The sequence below is a fragment of the Haladaptatus cibarius D43 genome (genome assembly GCF_000710615.1).
In the GTDB taxonomy this organism is placed as follows: domain Archaea; phylum Halobacteriota; class Halobacteria; order Halobacteriales; family Haladaptataceae; genus Haladaptatus; species Haladaptatus cibarius.
The window spans coordinates 1,369,899-1,389,694 of the sequence record NZ_JDTH01000002.1 but is presented as its reverse complement, the minus strand read 5'-3'; the positions used below and the strand labels follow the sequence as shown (position 1 = coordinate 1,389,694).

General features: G+C 56.0%; 17 protein-coding genes. 7 read left to right on the top strand and 10 right to left on the bottom strand.

Annotated elements, in window-relative coordinates; translation table 11 throughout:
* Positions 1-326 precede the first annotated feature (326 nt).
* Together HL45_RS12475 and HL45_RS12470 are read right to left on the bottom strand one after the other, a co-directional pair.
* On the bottom strand, positions 327-1,469 hold the full coding sequence (locus HL45_RS12475) for a mechanosensitive ion channel family protein (protein WP_049971411.1): 1,143 nt from the start codon (positions 1,467-1,469) through the stop codon (positions 327-329).
* Between the two features lie 218 nt (positions 1,470-1,687).
* A complete protein-coding gene (locus HL45_RS12470) occupies positions 1,688-2,089 on the bottom strand; it encodes a hypothetical protein (RefSeq protein WP_049971410.1) in 402 nt (133 codons plus the stop codon).
* A 163-nt stretch (positions 2,090-2,252) separates the two neighbouring features.
* Between HL45_RS12470 and HL45_RS12465 the strand changes: the two genes are divergently transcribed.
* Together HL45_RS12465 and HL45_RS12460 are read left to right on the top strand one after the other, a co-directional pair.
* Positions 2,253-2,678 (top strand): hypothetical protein, encoded by a 426-nt coding sequence (locus tag HL45_RS12465; protein WP_049971409.1) that lies wholly within the window; start codon positions 2,253-2,255, stop codon positions 2,676-2,678.
* Between the two features lie 123 nt (positions 2,679-2,801).
* Positions 2,802-3,392, top strand: coding sequence for a methyltransferase family protein (locus tag HL45_RS12460; protein ID WP_049971408.1), 591 nt, complete (start codon positions 2,802-2,804; stop codon positions 3,390-3,392).
* A gap of 13 nt (positions 3,393-3,405) precedes the next feature.
* Here the strand turns inward: HL45_RS12460 and HL45_RS12455 are convergent, their stop codons facing one another.
* From HL45_RS12455 to HL45_RS12440, 4 genes are all read right to left on the bottom strand, one after another.
* Positions 3,406-5,100 carry an acyl-CoA synthetase gene (locus tag HL45_RS12455; RefSeq protein WP_084156915.1) on the bottom strand — a complete coding sequence of 565 codons (1,695 nt, stop codon included), beginning with the start codon at positions 5,098-5,100 and terminating at the stop codon, positions 3,406-3,408.
* 261 nt (positions 5,101-5,361) lie between these two features.
* Complete coding sequence (locus HL45_RS12450) at positions 5,362-5,724, bottom strand: hypothetical protein (protein ID WP_049971406.1); 363 nt, start codon at positions 5,722-5,724, stop codon at positions 5,362-5,364.
* Between the two features lie 256 nt (positions 5,725-5,980).
* Positions 5,981-6,748, bottom strand: coding sequence for a DUF4397 domain-containing protein (locus HL45_RS12445; protein ID WP_084157004.1), 768 nt, complete (start codon positions 6,746-6,748; stop codon positions 5,981-5,983).
* A 70-nt stretch (positions 6,749-6,818) separates the two neighbouring features.
* On the bottom strand, positions 6,819-8,519 hold the full coding sequence (locus HL45_RS12440; RefSeq protein ID WP_049971405.1) for a right-handed parallel beta-helix repeat-containing protein: 1,701 nt from the start codon (positions 8,517-8,519) through the stop codon (positions 6,819-6,821).
* Positions 8,520-8,710: 191 nt separating this feature from the next.
* Here HL45_RS12440 and HL45_RS12435 point away from each other — a divergent pair, with 191 nt between their 5' ends.
* Positions 8,711-8,983: a hypothetical protein gene (locus HL45_RS12435; RefSeq protein ID WP_049971404.1), complete on the top strand. Its 273-nt coding sequence runs from the start codon at positions 8,711-8,713 to the stop codon at positions 8,981-8,983.
* A gap of 60 nt (positions 8,984-9,043) precedes the next feature.
* Here the strand turns inward: HL45_RS12435 and HL45_RS12430 are convergent, their stop codons facing one another.
* Positions 9,044-9,493 (bottom strand): ester cyclase, encoded by a 450-nt coding sequence (locus tag HL45_RS12430; protein WP_049971403.1) that lies wholly within the window; start codon positions 9,491-9,493, stop codon positions 9,044-9,046.
* A gap of 159 nt (positions 9,494-9,652) precedes the next feature.
* Here HL45_RS12430 and HL45_RS12425 point away from each other — a divergent pair, with 159 nt between their 5' ends.
* Complete coding sequence (locus HL45_RS12425; RefSeq protein ID WP_049971402.1) at positions 9,653-10,813, top strand: glutathione-independent formaldehyde dehydrogenase; 1,161 nt, start codon at positions 9,653-9,655, stop codon at positions 10,811-10,813.
* A gap of 370 nt (positions 10,814-11,183) precedes the next feature.
* Here HL45_RS12425 and HL45_RS12420 read toward each other — a convergent pair whose 3' ends face one another.
* Positions 11,184-13,142 (bottom strand): hypothetical protein, encoded by a 1,959-nt coding sequence (locus HL45_RS12420; RefSeq protein WP_049971401.1) that lies wholly within the window; start codon positions 13,140-13,142, stop codon positions 11,184-11,186.
* A gap of 174 nt (positions 13,143-13,316) precedes the next feature.
* On the opposite strand from HL45_RS12420, the gene HL45_RS12415 reads away from it, so the two are divergent.
* Positions 13,317-14,615, top strand: a complete 1,299-nt coding sequence (locus HL45_RS12415) for an MFS transporter (RefSeq protein ID WP_368085929.1) — start codon at positions 13,317-13,319, stop codon at positions 14,613-14,615.
* A 22-nt stretch (positions 14,616-14,637) separates the two neighbouring features.
* Here HL45_RS12415 and HL45_RS12410 read toward each other — a convergent pair whose 3' ends face one another.
* Complete coding sequence (locus HL45_RS12410) at positions 14,638-15,342, bottom strand: sugar phosphate nucleotidyltransferase (RefSeq protein ID WP_049971399.1); 705 nt, start codon at positions 15,340-15,342, stop codon at positions 14,638-14,640.
* A 333-nt stretch (positions 15,343-15,675) separates the two neighbouring features.
* On the opposite strand from HL45_RS12410, the gene HL45_RS12405 reads away from it, so the two are divergent.
* On the top strand, positions 15,676-16,935 hold the full coding sequence (locus tag HL45_RS12405) for a class-III pyridoxal-phosphate-dependent aminotransferase (protein WP_084156913.1): 1,260 nt from the start codon (positions 15,676-15,678) through the stop codon (positions 16,933-16,935).
* A 27-nt stretch (positions 16,936-16,962) separates the two neighbouring features.
* Here HL45_RS12405 and HL45_RS12400 read toward each other — a convergent pair whose 3' ends face one another.
* Positions 16,963-18,396 (bottom strand): bifunctional metallophosphatase/5'-nucleotidase, encoded by a 1,434-nt coding sequence (locus HL45_RS12400; RefSeq protein ID WP_049971397.1) that lies wholly within the window; start codon positions 18,394-18,396, stop codon positions 16,963-16,965.
* Between the two features lie 124 nt (positions 18,397-18,520).
* On the opposite strand from HL45_RS12400, the gene HL45_RS12395 reads away from it, so the two are divergent.
* The gene (locus HL45_RS12395) at positions 18,521-19,756 is read left to right on the top strand and encodes an ornithine cyclodeaminase (protein WP_049971396.1); all 1,236 of its coding nucleotides are present in this window, start codon (positions 18,521-18,523) and stop codon (positions 19,754-19,756) included.
* Positions 19,757-19,796 lie beyond the last annotated feature (40 nt).

The window sequence follows — 19,796 nt, the reverse complement described above, 5'->3', positions numbered from 1 at the left end:
TTCCGAGTTAGTTCCAAAAGAAACAGAGCGACAAATCGTACGAAAAGCGATTGTCAGGGAATCATATGAGACTCCACACTCTGTACAAGTCAATGGATTAATCATCTCATATAAAGGAGAATATCATAAACTTTCTTCGTCAATGATTAGTATTGTAGCCGTTATAAAACTCGGCGGTACTTTTTTTGGGATTTTTCTTAGTATAGCATCTATACTCTTTGGCATATCTCATATCACAGGGATATATTCCATAGAAAGATGCAAATATTAGATCGATCATAAACACCCAAAAATGCTATTTTCATAATTATATTCGTTGACGCCCCTCACTCGATTCGTCGTTCTTGTTCTGTCTCCCGTCGTTCTCGGCCGTCTACGACGCGAAAACCGGTCTCTTTGCGCGTGGAAAGCGCCCGCTGTGGGAAGGGAATCTCGATTCCGTCCCGGTCGTAGGCGGTTTTCACGTCGGCGACGACCGCGGTGATTGCGCGCCACTTCCGACGACTGCTCGGTCGGTCTATCCAGAATCGGAGTTCGAGAAGGATGGCGGAGTCGCCGAACCCCGTCAAAATCGCGCGAGGCCGTGGAACTTCCAAGATGGCCGTAACGTCCGTCATCGTTCGCTCGGCGATTTCAATCGCCCGGTAGGGGTCTGTCGAGTAGTCGATGCCGACTTCGACTTCGAGTCGAAGTCGGCCCTTTCGCCCGTAGTTCGTGATGGTAGAAGAGCCGACCACGTCGTTCGGGATGATGACGTACTCTCCCGAGAACGTCTCGATTCGGGTGGTAAACAGCGTGATGTCCGTGACGATTCCTTCGTCGTCCTCGTTTCCCTCGATTGGAATCCGTATCCAGTCGCCGATTTCGAACGGGCGCGAGAACATGAGCGTGAATCCGGCAATCAGCGAACTCAGGGTTTCGTTCGCCGCCAAGCCGATGATGATGCCGAGGAATCCGGCCCCGATGAGGAAGGCGCGAACATCGACCCGCCACACGCCTAACAAGAGAAGTCCGGCGAGAAGGTAGACACAAACCTCCCCGACTCGGGCGATGACCTCCCCTTGATGGCCGGTTATCTGCCCGCTTTGCGTGATGAATCGGTCGATGACGCGGACGAACATTCCCGCGCCGACGTAGGCCGCCGCGAGGACGCCGAAGGTAATCGCCAGTCGAACGCCCGCCGAGGTGAGCTGTGAGAACACATCGACTTGCGGGGCGGGTGCGGCGTCGTCCGTCCAGAGCGCGAGGGTGTACTGTCCGATGAAAACCGCGGCGAGTCCGCTCGTGGTGAGCAAGAGAACGTCTACCAGACGGGGATTCATCCGACGCTTCAACCGCGGCGCGACTTTCCAGAGAATCCACGTGACGAAGACGAGAACCACGAGCAGAAACGTCGATAGCAGTACCTGCGCGTCAGGAACCGGGAGTTGCTGGATGACCGCGGAGAGGAACCGTAGCGTGTTCGGCATGGGAATCGACTTCCTGCGTAATGTAGTGTGCTTTGCTGCTGTGGCGCTTAGACGTGCTCTGTCTACAATCGTCAGTCGTCGGAACGACGCATCCTGTCACACCTTGTCTAGTCGGTATGGACGGCGATATGCTTTAGAATGTTGGAAAGTATACAAGATTGAGACAGTATCATCGTGTTTTGAAAATCCAACTGGAACGTCGAAGCGACACTGTGGCGTCAATTTTCCCGCAATCGAACGTTCCAATCGTCGGCGTCGCGCAGATACGCTGGTACTGCGGCGGAATCGACCGTTTCGTGGAGGTAAATCGTTCCGTCATCGACCGCGCCGCGTCCGAGGTCGGTGAACAGTCGCTCCAACCCGTTGCGCCAGCCCTCATCGACTAACTGCCGCCAGCAGGCTTCGAAGGCGTCTTCCTCGCTCGCGGTCGGGCCACCGCTTTCGCGCATGAGTTCGAGACAGCAATCGGGACAACTGCGAACCGACACCGGTTCCTTGAGCGCGTGAATGTGTTCGTCGAAGGTGACGACCGGCGTTTTCTCCTTCATCGCGCCGTGTCGCTCACAAACCGCGTCTTCGGTGTCGGTGCCGATGTAGATGGGGCGTCGGTTCGGTGGCATGGTCGGAAATGAGAACTAACCAACGACCGATTCGGCCATCAAACTACCGGCGACAGAAACGGGCCGAGAACCACAGGGTAAACCTTGCATCTGAAAGCATTGAAAGTAAATACATAATTCGACGGCAAATAGTTATTTCCTATCGGTGACGGAACGAACTGGTATGAGTAACACCGACCTCAAGCAGGCGGTGCTCGACTCGAACCCGAGCGACTGGCAGACGGACGGTGCACCGGATTCGTTCACCTATCCGACCCGCGGCATCACGGTGGAGCGAATCGGCGAGTGGTCGCCCGCATCCGCCCCGTGGAACGACAGGTCTTCGGGTGACACCCTCCGACGGGCGAAATACCGCCTGTTTCACGACGACGCCCCGTTCGACCAAATCGACCTCCTCGACCTCGGCGATGGGACACTGCTTCCCATGCCGGACTACGGCCCACCTGCCGACAATCCGGACGTTATGCCCGACGAGTTCGTCCTTTCCGTGAATCAGTACGAGGCGGCGCTCGGGACGGTCGCGTCCACGAGCAATTTCGATATGGCACGCGAACAGGTCGGCGTCGAAGTTCGTGACGAAACGTTCTGAGTCTGAGTTGTCGGTTCGATTTTCCGGTCGATTCGTCGGTATGGCGAGTTGCGGTTGTCGAGTTACTCGGCCACGACACGAACTTCCAGAAGAAATATCAGTTTTAAGAGAGTAGGCGACGGCGTGCCCTCTCCCGTCGCCTTCCAACAGCCCTATCTGTCCGTCTTTTTCGCCACCGTCGCTGTCTGGGTCGCTTCCGACTACCTCATCGGGCGTCGATACAATCCGGAATCGGACGGCACCCAAGACCGCGGTTCGAAACGCGCTATTGCGGGTGCAACCGCTGTCGGAGTCACGTTCGCAAGCCTCGCGATGGAACTCGTTCCAACTGCTCGCGTGCCGTATCCATACCTCGTGTTCTGGCTCGGAATCGTCACCATCCTGCTCGGGGTTGCGATTCGGCGCTACGCCGTGTGGACGCTCGGGCGATATTTCTCGATTACCGTGACGGTCGATTCCACGGACGATGTGGTCGATGTCGGGCCGTATCGGTGGGTACGCCATCCTTCCTATACGGGCGGACTGCTGTCGCTGGTCGGTCTTGGTATCGCGGTGGGTAACTGGCTGAGCTTCCTCATCATCCTGCTGCCCGGACTCGTGGGCTACGGATACCGAATTTCCGTCGAAGAGCGTGCCCTCCGGGAGGAACTCGGCGACGACTATCGCAACTACGCCACGGAAACGCCGTACCGACTCGTTCCAAAGATTTGGTAATCGGTGTTGATTCTCAGTCCTCGGTCTGGTCGCGCAGTTCGGTTCGACGAATCTTCCCGGTCACCGTCTTCGGCAGTTCGTCCACGAACTCGACCTCGCGGGGGTATTCGTGGGCGGACAACTCTTCTTTGACGTGGGTTTTGATGTCTTCGGCGAGGTCGGAACTCGCTTCCGCGCTCTCGCTCAGGACGACGTAGGCCTTCACGATATTGCCGCGCTCTCGGTGGGATTTCGGCACGACGGCGGATTCGGCGACGGCGGGGTGTTCGCCGAGCGAACTTTCGACCTCGAACGGGCCGATTCGGTAGCCAGCGCTGATGATAACGTCGTCGGCGCGCCCCTCGAACCAGAAGTAGCCGTCCTCGTCCAGATGGCCCAGATCGCCGGAGAGGTACCAATCATTGACAAAGCACGACGCGGTCTTTTCGGGCTTGTTCCAGTATTCCGCAAAGAAGCAGGGATACTCTCCTCGCTGGGCGATTTCGCCCGTCTCGCCCGGTTCTAACTGTTCGCCGGTTTCCGGGTCAACCACGGCGGCCTCGATGCCCGGCAGCGGTTTGCCCATGCTTCCCGGCCGGATTTCCATCGTTGGGTAGTTGTTGATTATCATATTGCCCGTCTCGGTCTGGCCGTAGGTGTCGTGGATGGTGACACCGAGGGTGTCTTCGCCCCACTCCACCACGCCCGCCGAAAGCGGTTCGCCGATGGAAAGCGCGTGACGCAGGTCGAGATTTTTTCCCTTCAACACCGCTTCGTTTTCGCGGAGCATCCGGTAGGCCGTCGGGACGCTGAACAGGACGGAGATGGGAAATTCGGCGAGCAAATCGGCCCACGTTTCCGGGTCGAACTCGCCTTCGTAGGTGAACAGGCTCGTCCCCCAGAACCACGCTCCGAGGGTGTTGATTGGCCCAGTTAGCCACCCGAGGTCACCGGTTGACCAGTACACATCGCCGGGTTGCAAATCCACCGCGAATCGCTGGGTCGCGGCGACGCCAGCGACCCAGCGATGTTTGTGCAGGACGCCTTTTGCCAGTCCAGTCGTTCCGCTGGTGTAGTACAACAGGGCGTTGTCCTCACCGCCTGTTTCCGCCGTTTCGAACTCCCGACTCGCTTCCTCCATCGCGGCGTGGTAGCTAACGTCCCCCTGCTCGATGCCAGTTCCGTCGCCGGACTTCGTCTGGCTGGCTGTCGAGTCGTTCTTGACAACGTCGTCGCTAACGACGATGACGTGTTCGACCGAGGGTGCATCCGCCAGCGCATCTTCGATCGTTCCACGGTTTTTCGGCGTAGTGATGACGACTTTCGCGTCGCAGTCGTCCAGTCGGTACGCGATTCCGTCCGGGCCAAATCGTTCGTTCACGCCACCCCAGACGCCGCCAGCCTTGAGCGTCCCAATGAGTGCGACGTAATGTTCCGGAATCCGCGGCATGTAGGAGAACACGCGGTCGCCGGAGTCCACGAGGTCGGAGAGGACGTTCGCAAACCGGTTCGACTGTTCCGCGAGTTCCCAGAACGTGAGCGTTTCGCGCTCGCCGTTCGTCCCGGCGTAGTAGAGCGCGACCTTTCCCCGGTCGTCGGCATGTCGGTCACAAACTTCGTGTGCGATGTTCAAGTTCTCCGGTGCGTCCCAGTCCGCGTCGGCGAAAATCTCGTCCCAATCGAACGTTTCGCGTTTTTCGTCGTAGTCGTGCAGATTGTGAACAGACATCACTCACACCATCGGCGAGGATGAATAAAATCGTTATCACAGGAGAGTTAGATATTTCCCCGAGTTTCGGCTCAGTTGTATTTTGTTGGGTTCGCGGTACCGAATATCAACACTCGAAAGCAGTGGTAACTCACGAGTCATTTGCTGTCGGTGTGACGGATTAACAGTGCGACCGATCACACAGCGATGCAGTCGCCAGTCGGTATCAGTGCCGGTCGTGTTTCTACTTCGGGTCGTGTTCCTATTTCGAATCGTGTGTTTCTATTTCGAACTTCGTCGCGTCTGCGCGACGAAGTTCCAGCGCCCTTCCCGGGAAAGCGTATCGAGAACCGGGTCGAACTCGGCTTTCGGAATCTCGCGGTACTTCTCCCGGCCGACGGCAGTTCGAAGCCGAACGAGATACGTGTCGCCGTCTGGGTCGTACACCGAAAGCGTTCGTTTCGACCGCGAATCGGCCAGTTCCGAGGCGAGTGTGACGGTGTCGAGTCGTCGGAGGCGGTCACCGAGTTGCCAACTCAGTCGGCATCCGTATCGGTGAACCGGTGGAGCCGCCCCACCAGTCGAAGGTTGCGAATCTGTCCCGTTTTTCAACGACTCTGATTGACACTCCCCATGGCTTACCATGACACATTCAACATCGACCCGGTACTTAAATCATGTCGGTTTCACGCTCGTGTTTTCGGATTGGCACGAATACGGCGATGAACGTGATGAACTGAGTCTGGTACAATGACGAACTGAACGTGATATAATCGCCGAACTGCAACAAAAGGAATCGAAAACTGGCCGTCGGTGCGAGCGGTACCAGCGCCGCTCGCTTCCGCCTGTTTTCCGCTCGGTTCGATTGTTTCGCTTGTCGCTCGTTTTGCTCGTCGTTCGCTTAGCTTGTCGTCTGGGTCGTCGTTTCCGTGGTCGTCGTTTCTTCGCCGTTCGAGTCCACCGCGGTCACGAGTTCGAGCGATTGGGCTTGATTGTCGGTTTCCACCAACCCGATGGCGAACGCGGAGATGACGGTGCCCCCTTCGAGCGTTACGTCGGCCGTCGTAACTGCTTGGTCTTCCCCGGCGGGGCGGACTTCGACGGTGTACGACCCGGCGGGAAGGTCTACGTACTCGCTGGCAGTGCCGTATTCGAGTCCCTCGACGAGCAGGTCACCGTTCGTTGCAATATCGACGGCGGGCGCGTCCGGTGAGAGGTGAACCGCTCGAATGCTAACTCGGTTGCCCGCCGGAATTTCGTTCACGTCCATGAACAAGAACGCCTCGGGACTGTCTGGTGTTCCTCCCGCCGCAACCGTGTAATCCCTGTTGGGTTCGAGGGTCGCTTGCTGTTCGATAATCGCACTCCCTTGTCCTTCGCCGGTAGGCGCGACTGCGAGGGTGTGCTGGCCGGGTTGGAGTTCGAGGTAGTCACTCACGTCCGTGTAAGCGACGTCCTGTAGCACGCGGTTTCCGTCCACGAACACGTCCACGTTCGGCGCGCCCGGAATCGCGTGGACGATCCGCGCTCGGGCGGCCTCCCTATCTCCACCGTTGCCACCGTCTCCACCTTCTGTCGTGGTGGTGTCTTGTGCGCTCGAAACCCCGCCGAGAACTGCCACTCCACTCGCGCCGACGAGTCGAAGCACTCGCCTTCGTGTCTGTCTCATTTTCATTCCCCCCGACAGCTCCTAGATTGGTTAGTTAAAAAGAATTTCCCCCAACGAGTTCGATGGCGAGTTAGACGGCTTCGACGAACACGTCGATTGGTTCTCCCGCCGACCGAACCACGAGTCTGGCGCCGTCGAACGCGCCGTTCGTTTCGGTGTAGGACACTGATTCGACGCCGCCAGCGATTCGGCCGAAGGTCAGTTTCGGCCGTTGAGCGTAGGATTTGTCGAACTGAATCCGGACGTTCCCTGCTTCGTCCGCCGTGAATCCGCGATGCACGTCGAACGCCGGAACGTGATTGCGGACGAACGAAGTCGGGCTTTCGATTTTCCACGAGGCGTTTCCGTTCGCCCAATTCCCGCTGTAGCAGTTGTCACCGCCGCCATCCGCCTCTACGATTGCGAGGCCGCCGCCGTTCTGATGGATTCTGTTGTCGCAAACCACGTTCTTCCGCGTTCGGAGCAAAATTCCTTGGAAGTAGCCATCCGCTTTTCCGTACCCTCGAACGCGATTGTCGGCTATCTCGTGGTGCGTTCTATTTCCACCCCGGGAGACGATTCCCGACCGTTGCGTTCCTCGGATGTGGTTGTGTTCGACACCGACGAACGCCGCACCGTCGAGCAAGACTCCGGCCCGTCCGGCGTTGGAAACGGTGTTTCGAGCGACGACGCCGTCGTTCGCGCCGACGATGCGAATCCCGTCGCTTCCGGTGTCTCGGAGGGTGTTTCCGGCGACGACGAAATCCGAGATTCCGCGTTCGACGCTGACGCCTGCGCCGCCGTAATCGTACAGGTCGTTGTTGACCACCATGATGGCGTTCGCTTGCTCGATGTTCAGAGAGATTCCGGCGAAGTCGTCAGCTCGGGTTTCTTCTTCCTTGACGCTCACGTTGCCGTCGATTCGAACGTTTCGCGCCCTGCCGTCGAATCCGATGTGGCAGAAGGATTTGTGAGCGCCGAACCCGACGTTGTTCGAGATGAGGATGTACCCCCCGGCTTGCAGGTCGTTGCCGCCGATACCGGTCAGACTCCCTTCGCTGTTGTCCCCCAGTACGTTCCCCACGATGGCGATGTTTCTCGCTTGAGTATGGTCGTACTCTCGCCACACGTCACAGGAAACCGACCGGTCGAGGCCGTCGGTGACGACGTTGCCCGAGACGACGACTTGCGCGCCGCCGACCTGAATCCCCCTGTCGCCGATGTCGTGGATTCGGTTGCCGAGAACGCGGACGTTTCTGGCGTCTCTTTCCACGCTGATTCCGCTTCCACCCGTGTTGTGCTCGTGGTACGGATGGGTTCGCGTCAGGTAGTTACCGGACAGGGTGACGTTTTTTGCGTCCTGCACGACGATTCCGTGGCATCGTTTTGCGTTTCGATTCTGGTTTTCGGGATTGCCGTCGAAGCCCACGCCGCGAATCGTCACGTTCTCGCAGTGGTCGTCGTGGCCGATTCGAAACCCGCCGACGTTCGCCCCGTTTTCGGGTTTGATGAGCGTCGAAATATCCGGGCCGATGACGGTGACGCCGTCCACGTCGATGTCGAGCCAGCGCGTTGTCCGGTAGGGGGCGTTTTCGCCCGTGATGACGACCGTTTCGCCTCCTGAAAGCTCGGCAAACGTGGATTCGAGTGCCGACGCCGTCGAGACGACGGCATCGGCGAGACGGCCCGTTTGCATGTTTCCTTCGGCACCTCGGAACGCGTCCCGCCCCGCGAACGCCAGCGCGAGTCCGGCGGTTCCCCGCAGTAGCCCTCGCCGTGGTATCTCTCCCATTCCATCCGAGTGACGACGGGGAGCAAACAGTGTTTTGCGGCCAAACGGTTGCAGCTATCAACTCGACGCTGTTTGATTCGTTCACGCTTCGTCCCATGTGTTCAAGTTACTGGCCTTCGTCAGGGATGATACCACACCGAATAGTTGTGATTCGACACGAAATATGCGACAGCAACAACAGTGATAACCTCATGCCCGAAATTCTCGAACATTACCGTCCAACGAATGATACCCGCACTCCCGGTGTCTACCGCGTCGTCGGAACGACTGACGAAATAACACTTCTCCGAGTTACCGACGCTGACGGCAGACGGGCCGCAACTGGAGAGATACATCGCGTTTCTCGGGGGATACTCGACACCGAGTTCGAACGTGCAGACGACCCTGATGCGGGCTTTACTCCGATTTCCGGTATTCGAAACATGCTTACCGGACTGTACTGGTCAGTCCGTCGGTTTTTCTGAGGAGGACGAAGCCATCCGACCTCGTCCACTACGCTGGTTTCGATTGCCGCGCCGAACCAGTTACTCCCCCATTTCGGTCAGTTCGTCCGGCATCGGGACGATACCGAGTTGCTGGAGCATTCCGAGCATGTCCCAGTTCGCCCACGTCTCTTTGATGACGCCATCCTCGACGCGATGCATCGCAAGGCCGGTGATTTCGAACGTTTCTCCCGTCGGTTCGTGGCCCATGAACTCCCCTTCGTGGGTACCGCTTTCTCTCGCGCGGAAAACGACCAAATCACCTTCCGAAATCATCTCCTCTACGTGTACCTCGCCGTCCGGAAACGCCTGCTGGAGCATCGAAATCATCGCCTTGAACTCGGCCGCCTCCTGTACGCCACCCGGCGCATCCGGGTCGTAGCGGACGTACTCCGGCGCAAGTAGTTCGTCGGCGACCGATTCGTCACCCTCGTTGACGAACTCCTCGATGAATCTGCGAACGACAGCCTTGTTGTCCTCTGTTTGTCCCATCTTTCCCCTGTTGAGGAAGTACTTCCGAGTACAAAGCTATTGTCTATATATCACTTTCGACCCGTTCTCTCATTCTCGGGAACCTACCATTTGGCGACGATAAACGTCATAGTCACCACTGTTGTAGCCGTGTAGTTGCAGGGGTGGGAACGAATGTCAATGGACGCGGTCGTTTACCAAGGACCGCACGACGTAGCAGTAGAATCGGTCGATGAACCCGCAATAGAACACCCGAACGACGTGGTCATCGAAATTACAACTTCAGCAATCTGTGGCTCCGACCTCCACATGTACGAGGGTCGAACCGACGCAGACCCCGGAATCGTCTTTGGCCACGAGAACATGGGAATTGTGGACGAAGTCGGTGACGGCGTGGATTCACTCGAAGAGGGCGATAGAATCGTCCTTCCGTTCAACGTTGCCTGTGGCTTCTGTAAGAACTGCGAAAACGGCTATACGGGCTTCTGTACCAACGTGAATCCCGGTTTCGCCGGAGGCGCATACGGATACGTTGCGATGGGGCCGTACAAAGGTGGCCAAGCGGAGCGACTTCGAGTCCCCTTTGCGGATTTCAACGCGCTGAAACTGCCGGAAGGAGACGAACACGAAGATTCGTTTGCCTTGCTCGCGGACATCTTCCCGACGGGTTGGCACGGGACTGAACTGGCGAACCTCCAACCCGGCGAATCGGTCGCAATCTTCGGCGCGGGACCGGTTGGCCTGATGGCCGCCTACAGCGCGAAAATCAAGGGAGCCTCGGAAATCTACGTGGTCGATAGGGTGCCAAGCAGGTTGGAACTCGCGGAACAGCACTGTGACGCGAAGGCCATCAACTTCGAGGAGAGTGACCCGGTCGAACAAATCAAGGACGCCCACGGCGGCGGCGTGGACAAGGGCGTTGACGCGGTGGGCTACCAAGCCATCGACCCGGAAACCGACGTGAGCGACGACGCCTACGACCCGGCGCGGGAGAATCCGGCCGTAGTGCTCAACCAACTGATTCAGACCGTTCGACCGACCGGACAGTTAGGCGTGCCCGGTCTATACGTGCCATCCGACCCCGGTGCGCCGGACGAGATGGCTGCACAGGGCCGCCTCGGTATCGATTTCGGGAAGTTCTTCGAGAAAGGACTGAAAGTCGGCACTGGACAGTGCAACGTCAAATCGTACAACCGCGAACTTCGTGACCTGATAATCGAAGGGCGTGCAGACCCGAGTTTTGTCGTCTCACACCGCGTGGGACTCGACGAAGCACCCGAGATGTACGAGCGGTTCGACAACCGCGAAGAGGGTGTGACGAAGGTTCTGCTCGAACCATAGACGAATTCCTATTTTTTCATACAGACTCCGCTACCGCATCTTCACACAGAACTATCGACAACGACCACGAGACGAAAACGTTTGTTGAGATGTCTATCCTCTGGTTCGTTCCGTTTGGTCACCTATCATCAACGCCGACAGCTTGTGGATGATGATGACGGTATGAGTGGGAGAGCTGACGACATGCTATCACCTCCGTTGGAACCAATCTCATCATTGGCGTATCACTATACAACCCAATAACAGATAAATCATTTGGGAAAATAAATAGTATAAACCACACAAAATACTTGAATACATTACTATAGAATTTAATTACATTTACTTTGAGCCCGGATTTCTATCACCAGCTTCGGTCTGTTTGCGTATCTTACCGGTGCCACGGCTGTAGGAACCCTGTTTTCTCCCCAACTAGCAAAACAGCATTTCCAGAGTACACTGCATTGTTCGCAACCACGCGAGCGAGCAGGTAATGTTGGTTATCTGCTATCCTCGCGGTGTCGAGCGAAAAACTTGCCGTAATCGACTCACCAATTGGAATGGTCGCCTGGACTGCGGGTGGGTCGAATAGGTGTTCGTCGTCCGCCGTCGTGTTTCCTTCGTGACGAAGTGACAGAGTTATCATGGCATCCAGTTCGTATTCGGTTGGGTTTTCGAACGAAACTTCGAGTTCGCGCACTTGCTCGTCCGTGCATGTGAAGTCTCCCGAAACCGTTGGGTGTGGTGGACACCGTTCGCCGTCCGCCGTCGGTACGTCGTAAACGTGTCCACAATGGGAACAGACTCCCATCGCGCGGTACGTCTCGTCGCCGTCCGAAATCTGTTTGATGAGCGTCTCGCGTCCGCACGAAAAACAATCCACGTCGGCCGCGAACACGTCGTCATCTATCGCTCGCGTTCGGTAGTAGTTCTGGAAGTATTCCCCTTTGTTTGCGACCGAGGTGAGTTCGTGGCCGATTGCCTTTGCAGTCCCATCTATCTCGTCAATCTGCTCTCGAACCTCGTGGTAAACGTTGGGGTCGTACTTTTCTGACGACACTTTCTCCGGCAAGTTGCGAACGAGTTGGCGAAGATTGTCGGTCTGGCGCTCGGCTTTCGAACTGAGTATTCCCAAGTTCCGGTTGTCTTCGGCGTTGTGATACGAATCGAGATACCGTTCCCGCTTGCGCTGGTCTATTGGTGTCGGACTAACGCGAACTTCGAACGGGGAGTGCATTCGCCCTCCGGAGTAGAGGACGACTCGTAGCTCGTCGCCCTCCCGAAAAGTCATGTAATACCGTACTTTCTGCGGGTCGTCGTCGAGATTTCGAACGTACGCACGGTCAATCGGTTCGTCGAAAACGTCGAGTGGTATTGACGTATCCACGAGAAATGCGCCCTGTGGATCGGCAGAGAGGACAACTCCCTCGTCGTCGGCATCCACCTCGACCGTTTCGCTCGGCCCACTGCCCGCAACGCTCGCATCCGGATGTCCGAAGGGGACGTAAGGATACGCCATAACATCGTTTACGTGTGAGTGCTGATTCAGGAGATAGCACCGTTCGGAGAGCGTGTAGCCCGCTCGAAGCAGAACGTAGTGGAGAATCGGCTCGTGGGGGAGTGACGCACCGGGCCTGTACGAACCGATGAGGGAGGTTGCACCGTTTAGTAGCCCCATTCCGACGTGAACAGGGAGTCCAGACCACCCATTGTCAATCATCGACGCACACGAGACGAGAAAAACGTGTTCCGGGGTCAGCTCTTCCGCGGCGATGATCTCCTCATCGAATGGACAGTCTATCTCTCCGTCCTGCACGCAGTACGGTTGTGGTTCGTCGTAGTCGGCAACGTTTTGTGTCGTCGGATACCCACAGACGAATCCGTCAGCGAGATTCAAATGAATCGGCCACCCGTGAGTTTGGACGGCCAAGGACGTTAGTCCATCCTGTTGTATCTCCCGGAGATTTTTGACGGTTGCATCGTTTCCAAGGAGTACTGTCGCGTCCTCGTCGGTGTCGAAACGCTCGGCCGTGAGCGACGTATGGGGGTGTTGGACGAGTACTGCGTGTTCGCCCGACTCGTGATTCGTTTCCCGCTCGTACAGCCGTCGTGCCATCTTTGGAGTGTATCCCGTAATAACGCTGAACTGCCCATTTTCTGGCCCTTTATCCAGCGATCGCTTCTGCAGTCGGAGAAGACCGGAACTGTCGATGTTCGATGGATGGTCTACCCAAACGACTGGTTCGTCGGCGAGTGATGTGAGGTCATTGATGACTTGTCCACCGCGCTCTACCGCGATTTCTTCTGCTAAATCCGCGAACTCCCCGCTGACAGTGGTATATATTCGCATAAATTACACAACATTTGAAGAGGCCTTATTACTTTTGGGAGTTAAATTAAGACAGGATAGGAAATTTTCTTTATGAAATGACAACGACTCGGCAACCATCTTGTATAACTGTTTCACCGGCTCACGGCGATGGTTTCTATGATTTAAACCATATTTATCTTTATATTTTATTATATGTATCGGAACCATTTTATCATATCTATCCGAAACAAGCACTATCAAAGAATGGCGAGTTTACGAAAAAATCAAAATTTTGTTCGGCTCTTTTTAGGACGATTAGTAACTAACGTGGGGGACAGTCTCTATCTCATTGCCGCACTGTGGCTCGTTCACGAGTTGGGCGGTTCCCCGTTTCTCACTGGCGTCGCAGGATTTCTTACCCTGCTACCGGGGGCGTTACAGTTTCTCACTGGCCCGTTCGTCGACCGCTGGCCGTTGCGGCGTTCGCTCGTCGTGATTCAAATGATTCAGGCTGTTTGCGTGCTTATTATACCACTTGCGGCGGCCACCGGACAGTTGACCGTTGTATTAGTCCTAGTGCTGATTCCGATACTTTCGATGCTCAATCAGTTTGTCTATCCCGCACAAAACGCGGCACTGCCGCGTATCGTCGAAGACGGAAATATTGTTCGGGCCAATTCGGCGTTTTCGTTCGCCTACAACGGTGTCGACGCGGCGTTTAACGCAATCGGCGGTATCCTCATTGCCGTCGTAGGGGCGGTGTCACTCTACGTTCTCGACTCGATTACGTTCGTTTTTGCTGCTCTTCTCTTTGCATCTGTGAACTATCCCTCAACGGAGGCCGAGAACGAAGACACGGACGAATCTAGTATCTCTCAGTACTGGAGCGACCTCTCCGAGGGCTTTGCATACGTCCGTGGTTCGGTCGTGTTCAGCATCATCACCACTGCGGCGATTGCAAACTTCGCGCTTCAGATATCGACAGCGGTTCTGCCATCGTTTTCCGACCAGCAGGGTGGCCCCGAGATGTACGGTGCCATGCTCGGCGCACTCGCCGCGGGAACACTTCTCGGGTCGCTAGTCGCACCGAAACTCGAAAACCGAGAGTTCGGTCGCGTCTGTATCTTCGTTTTCTTTTTTGGATTCGTCTTCTGGCTTGGGTCGATTTTCTCTCCGTGGAAGTATGGAACGATCGGACTGTTCATGCTCGCGTGGGTTCCCGTTGGAATTTTCAACGTTCTCGTCCACGCGACAGTCCAAACCATTGTACCCGATGAACTCATCGGACGAGCGATGTCCGTGACGAGTGGTGTCTCGGCGGCCGCAGGACCCGTTGGCGCACTCGCTGGTGGTGCCATTGCGAGCGTCTGGGGGAGCGTCGTCGCTATGGTCGTCGCGGCGTTTGGACTCTTAGCTGTCGTCGGATTTTTCCTCGTGCGTCCAAGCCTCCGTCAGCTTCCAGCGATTACCGAGATAGAGGGTAAAGGTCACGCACACGCGTCGGAAGACTGAAACTAACTGAAAAAAGCGCTGATTAGAGTCGCTGTTCTGCTTTTTCGATATCTTCTGGCGAGTTAATGTTCATACGCCAGCCATCGATAGAGAGTGCGGCGATGTTGTGTTGACCTTTGATGAGCATCTCGATACCGTCGCTCATCTCGTACTCGCCTCGGTCGGACGGTTGTACCAGTCGGCAGGCGTCAAAAATCCGTTCGTCAAAGGTGTGGAATCCGGCCACGACGAGCGTGGATGGTGGGTCGTCCGGCTTCTCGATAATCTCGGTAACCGTGCCATCGTCAACTCGACAGACTCCCTCTCCTTTCGCTTGTTCTCGGGACACCTCTTCAAGGAGCAATCCGCCCGAAATTGTTCCGGAGAGCTGTTGTTCGACTAGTTCATCGAGATTGTCCCCTTCAACAATGTTGTCCCCGTCCATCAACATGAAATCGCCTTTTACGACTGGCTCGGCCATCAAGAGCGCGTGAGCGAGGCCCAGTTGCTCGTTTTGCCACGCATACTTCACTGGCATACCATCGTACGAGTCTCCGTAATGTTCAACGATTTTCTCGCCACAGTAGCCAGCAACGACGATGAGTTCAGTTGCTCCCGCATCGATGAGTACGTCGAAACAGTGGGTCAGAATCGGCTTTCCATCGACTGCTACCAGCCCTTTGGGACGATTGTCGGTCAGGGGACGCATTCGTGTCCCTTTGCCAGCGGCGAGTACAACTGCTTGCATGCTCGCACATCATTGCGCCCCGGCTTATACTTTTCCACTGTAAGAACGTCTATTCATTTTTGTTTTGGAAGTACCATATTTAAACTGCGATCGATGAAAGACATAGCGATGAACGTAGATTCATAGCACATATTTTCAAATACATAAATTATAAATATATTTAAAATGAGTTGGAACGATACTGGATTTATTATCTACCATTATTATTTTCTCGTATTCTAACTGGTGCTGTGTAAAATGATGCTCACTTTAGTATGCTATAATCGATTTGTGTACTAATATAAATATAAAAATAACCGTAATTATTTAGTATATTGAGTGTGTGGCATTGCTATGAACAGTCATGATCCGCGGATGCAATCTCCGTCGCTAGACCAATGCCGGGAACGACTATGCCAGAACTTTCAGCCGGATCAACAACCGTTCGCCTCTGGAAACGGAGTATCTATCGTTGACGTAGACGGAAACGAGTATCTTGATTTTGCTTCTCAAACACTTAATCTCAACTTCGGTCATAGCCATCCCCAGATCATCTCCGCGGCCGTCGAGCAAATACAAACGCTCCAATACACCTCCTCACGCTATCTCGACGAGACGACGCTTATGCTCGCAAAGAAGTTGGTGGACGTAGCACCGGCCGGTCTCGAAAAAGTGAATCTGAAGATGACTGGTGGTAGTTTAGCCAACGAATGTGCCATCAAAATGGCACGAAAGCGCCACGGGAAATATAAAATAGCAACAACGTACGGAAGTTTCTTTGGTGAAACGCTTGAGACGATGCGAGCGAGCGGGAAATATTTCGGACGGGATTTCATCGGTGGCCAAGAGCCGTTTGTCCATTTTGAGCCGCCGTACGAGATGGACGAACCAAGTGCTCGCCCGTTCCGGAAGTTGGCCGAAAACGACGACGATATTGCCGCCGTGTTGTTGACACCCATCGACGTTAATGCGGGCGTTATCGGGTTTCCACAGGAGTATCTCGAAGAGATTCGACAAATTTGTGATGACAACGACATCGCGCTTATCTTCGATGAGGTGCAGACGGGATTCGGCTGGTTAGAGGATATGTTCGCCGCGGATTACTACGGAGTGACACCGGATATCATGACTGTGGCAAAAGGGCTGTCGGCGGGATTCCCTCTCGGAGGTGTCCTCTGTAAGGAAGAGTACGACGTAGTAGAGTACGGCGAACACGAGTTCACCTACGGTGCACACCCGGTTTCGTGTGCGACTGCACTCGAAGTGCTCGAAATACTCACCGAACCGGGTTACAGCGATAGTATTCGAAAGAAGAGCCGATATCTCCGCGACCGGCTTCAGAAACTGAAACGTTTCGACTGTGTCAGCGACGTCCGGAGTTTCGGTCTCATTGCGGGACTCGACATCGTCTTCCCCAATGGGGAACCCGACAGCGAACTCGCCCAACGTGTGTTCGACTCGTGCCGTGAACAGGGAATCTTGTTCCGGCTGTCGGGCGATTTCGGAGGGAACTCTATCGTCATCAAACCACCGGTCGTCGTGACCGAAGATGAGATAGACGAGGCGATAGACGTCTTAGAACAGACGTTACAGAACCTCGCAGAAACTGCGTAACGCCTCCAATATCTCGCCCGAAAGCGCTTACTCTTCCCTCGTAATTCGACCGTCCGTCGTCGGTTCGACAGTTTCCCGTTCTCGAATGCTATCGATTACAAGTTCGGACAACAGCGGCGGCTCTTCCACCGTCGAACAGTAAGTCGCCTCTGCGAACGTCTCGTAGCCGTTTCCGCCATCCGCGGTGAAATCGCTGGTCGCAACAGAGTACGTCTGGTCGTTTTCTATCCGTTTTCCATCCACAATCACGGTCTGAATCCGGTCGAACGGCGCTTTTGTTGTGGTGTAACTGTACGCCATTCCACTCACCTGCGGAAACCGTCCATCGGTATCCTCGACCATACTGACCCCGTTTTCCAGCGCGGAACGGAGTTGTTCTCCGCTCACTTCGATTTCGACCCTCGTATTCAAAAACGGAAGCATCTCGACGATTTGTCCTTTGGTAATGTTTCCGGATGGGTGAACCGTATCTGTTCGGATGCCACCGGCCGGGAGCAGGGCGATGTCGGTGTTTGCTGTCTCGCGCATGATGTCAACAATGAGGTTGCACACGCCGGACTCGCCCCGCCGAATCGTTTCGAATCGAGTGTCGAGTTCTGCCGTGGTCTCTCCGACCGTCGTTTCGAGTCGAGCGCTCAGTCGCTCTTTATAGGATTGTGCGATTTCACCGACTGTGCTGTCCAGTTCCGGTTCCGCGTCGGCAACAGCGTGAAGGTCGTACTCGTATCCGACGAGACCGTCTTCGTCGATACGAAGTTCGAGTTCGCTCACGGATTCGTAGAGGTCACCCACACAAGCGACTACCGTATTATCGACCGTCCGAGGTGGCGAGACGGTGTGATTGAACCCAACGAGCAGATCGACATCGTCTATCTGGCTGGCGAATCGCTCCGGTTCGTCGTTCATCAACTGTGAGAGCACAACGACGATGTCGATCCCACGTTCGCGCATCTCGGGAACGATAGTTTTGACCGCTTCTGCAGGGGGCAGTATCTCCGTTTGCTCACCGGGAGAAGAGGTGTCGGCAGTGTCCCCGTCCGCGATGCCGGTGATACCGAGTGTGTACTCTCCAGCTGGGAACGAAACGTACCGCCGTGCGCCGTCTTCTCGCCCCAGCACGTCGTCCGTTTGAGTGTCGATGACGTTCGCCGCGACCCACGGAAACGTGCTTTCGGCGACGCGCTCGACGAGCGTTTCGGAACCGAAGTCGAAGTCGTGATTTCCGTAAATGTTGCAATCGAGTTCGCCAGCATTGAGGATATCTACTGCCTGTTTCCCGCGAAAAATCGTCGAGGGAACCGATGGAGCAATGTCGTCACCGCTCCCGACAAATATCGGCCGAGTAACAGTATCACGCAACCGATCTACGAGTCCGAAGTAGCGTTTCGGGGTTTCGCCCGTCTCTTCGTTTCCGAGTCGGCCGTTGAAGTGAGTACCGAAAAGAACTGTTGCACGTTCCATTGAACTATCATTTTACAGTATTCCGACCCGAATATTAATTGTTTGGGAAGAGCAACAAAAACCCCGTGTTAAGCGGGACTTTATCGACACAACGCTGATACCGATTACCCACATCCACTCGAATATGGTTCGCTCTCGCACGGTGGAGTTGGAAGGCCACATCATCGACTCCGGCATGATGCAGCAATGTTTCGGCGTGGTGATGGATTTGGACGGGGAGTTCGAAGTCGAGGAGTTTCGCGTCGGCAAGCACAAAGACGAGGAGTCCTACGCAAGGATGTCCGTCTCGGCGGAGGACGAGGAGACGGTTCGCGCGATTCTGCACGAACTGCACCAGAACGGCGCGCACGTGCCGAATCCCTCCGACGCAGAACTGAAACCGGCCCCGGAAAATCAAGTCGTCCCGCACGGCTTTTACTCAACGACGAACCATCCGACGCAGGTTCGGTACGACGGGGAGTGGATTCCGGTCGAGAACATCGAGATGGACTGTGCAATCGTCATCGACCCCGACGAGTCACGGGCCACGACGAAGGTGCTCAACGCAATCGAGGAAGGTGACCTCGTCGTGACGGACGAATCCGGCGTGCGCGTTGACCCGCCGGAACGACCCCGCGGTGGTGGCGGCCCGTTCGGATTCATGCAGGGTGGCGTGTCGAGCGAACGGCCCTCCGAATCGCTCATCCGCGAAATCGGGGAAACCATCGTGGAGACGAAAGAAGAAGGTGGAAAAGTGCTCGCCGTGGTCGGCCCGGCGCTCATCCACTCCGGCGCGGGCGACGACCTCGCGCGCCTCATCCGCGAGGGCTACATCGACATGCTCAGCGCGGGCAACGGGTTCGCGGTTCACGACATCGAACGCGGTCGGTACGGCACTTCGCTGGGGATGAACATCGAGACGCTGGAACACCCGCGAAAGGGACACAAACACCACATCTACACCATCAGCGAGGTAATCCGGGCGGGCGGTATCGCGGAAGCGGTCGAAGAGGGACTCATCGAAGAGGGTGTGATGTACGAATGCGTGGAAAACGACGTGCCATACGTCCTCGCGGGGTCGATTCGTGACGATGGCCCACTGCCGGACACCATCACGGACGCGGTGAAAGCACAGAACGCCATCCGGGAACAGGCCCACGAGGCTGACCTCGTGTTGATGCTCTCGACGCTTCTCCATTCGGTCGCGGTGGGCAACTGCCTGCCGTCCACTACGCGCGTCGTCTGCGTGGACATCAATCCCGCGACGGTCACCCAACTGCTCGACCGTGGGAGCGCACAGGCTATCGGGATGGTTACGGACGTTGGAACGTTCGTGCCGACGCTCGCTGAAACCGTCCTGGGGCGGGTATCGTCCGACTGACGCTACCCCACATGCTCCAAACATTCACAGAAGTAACACA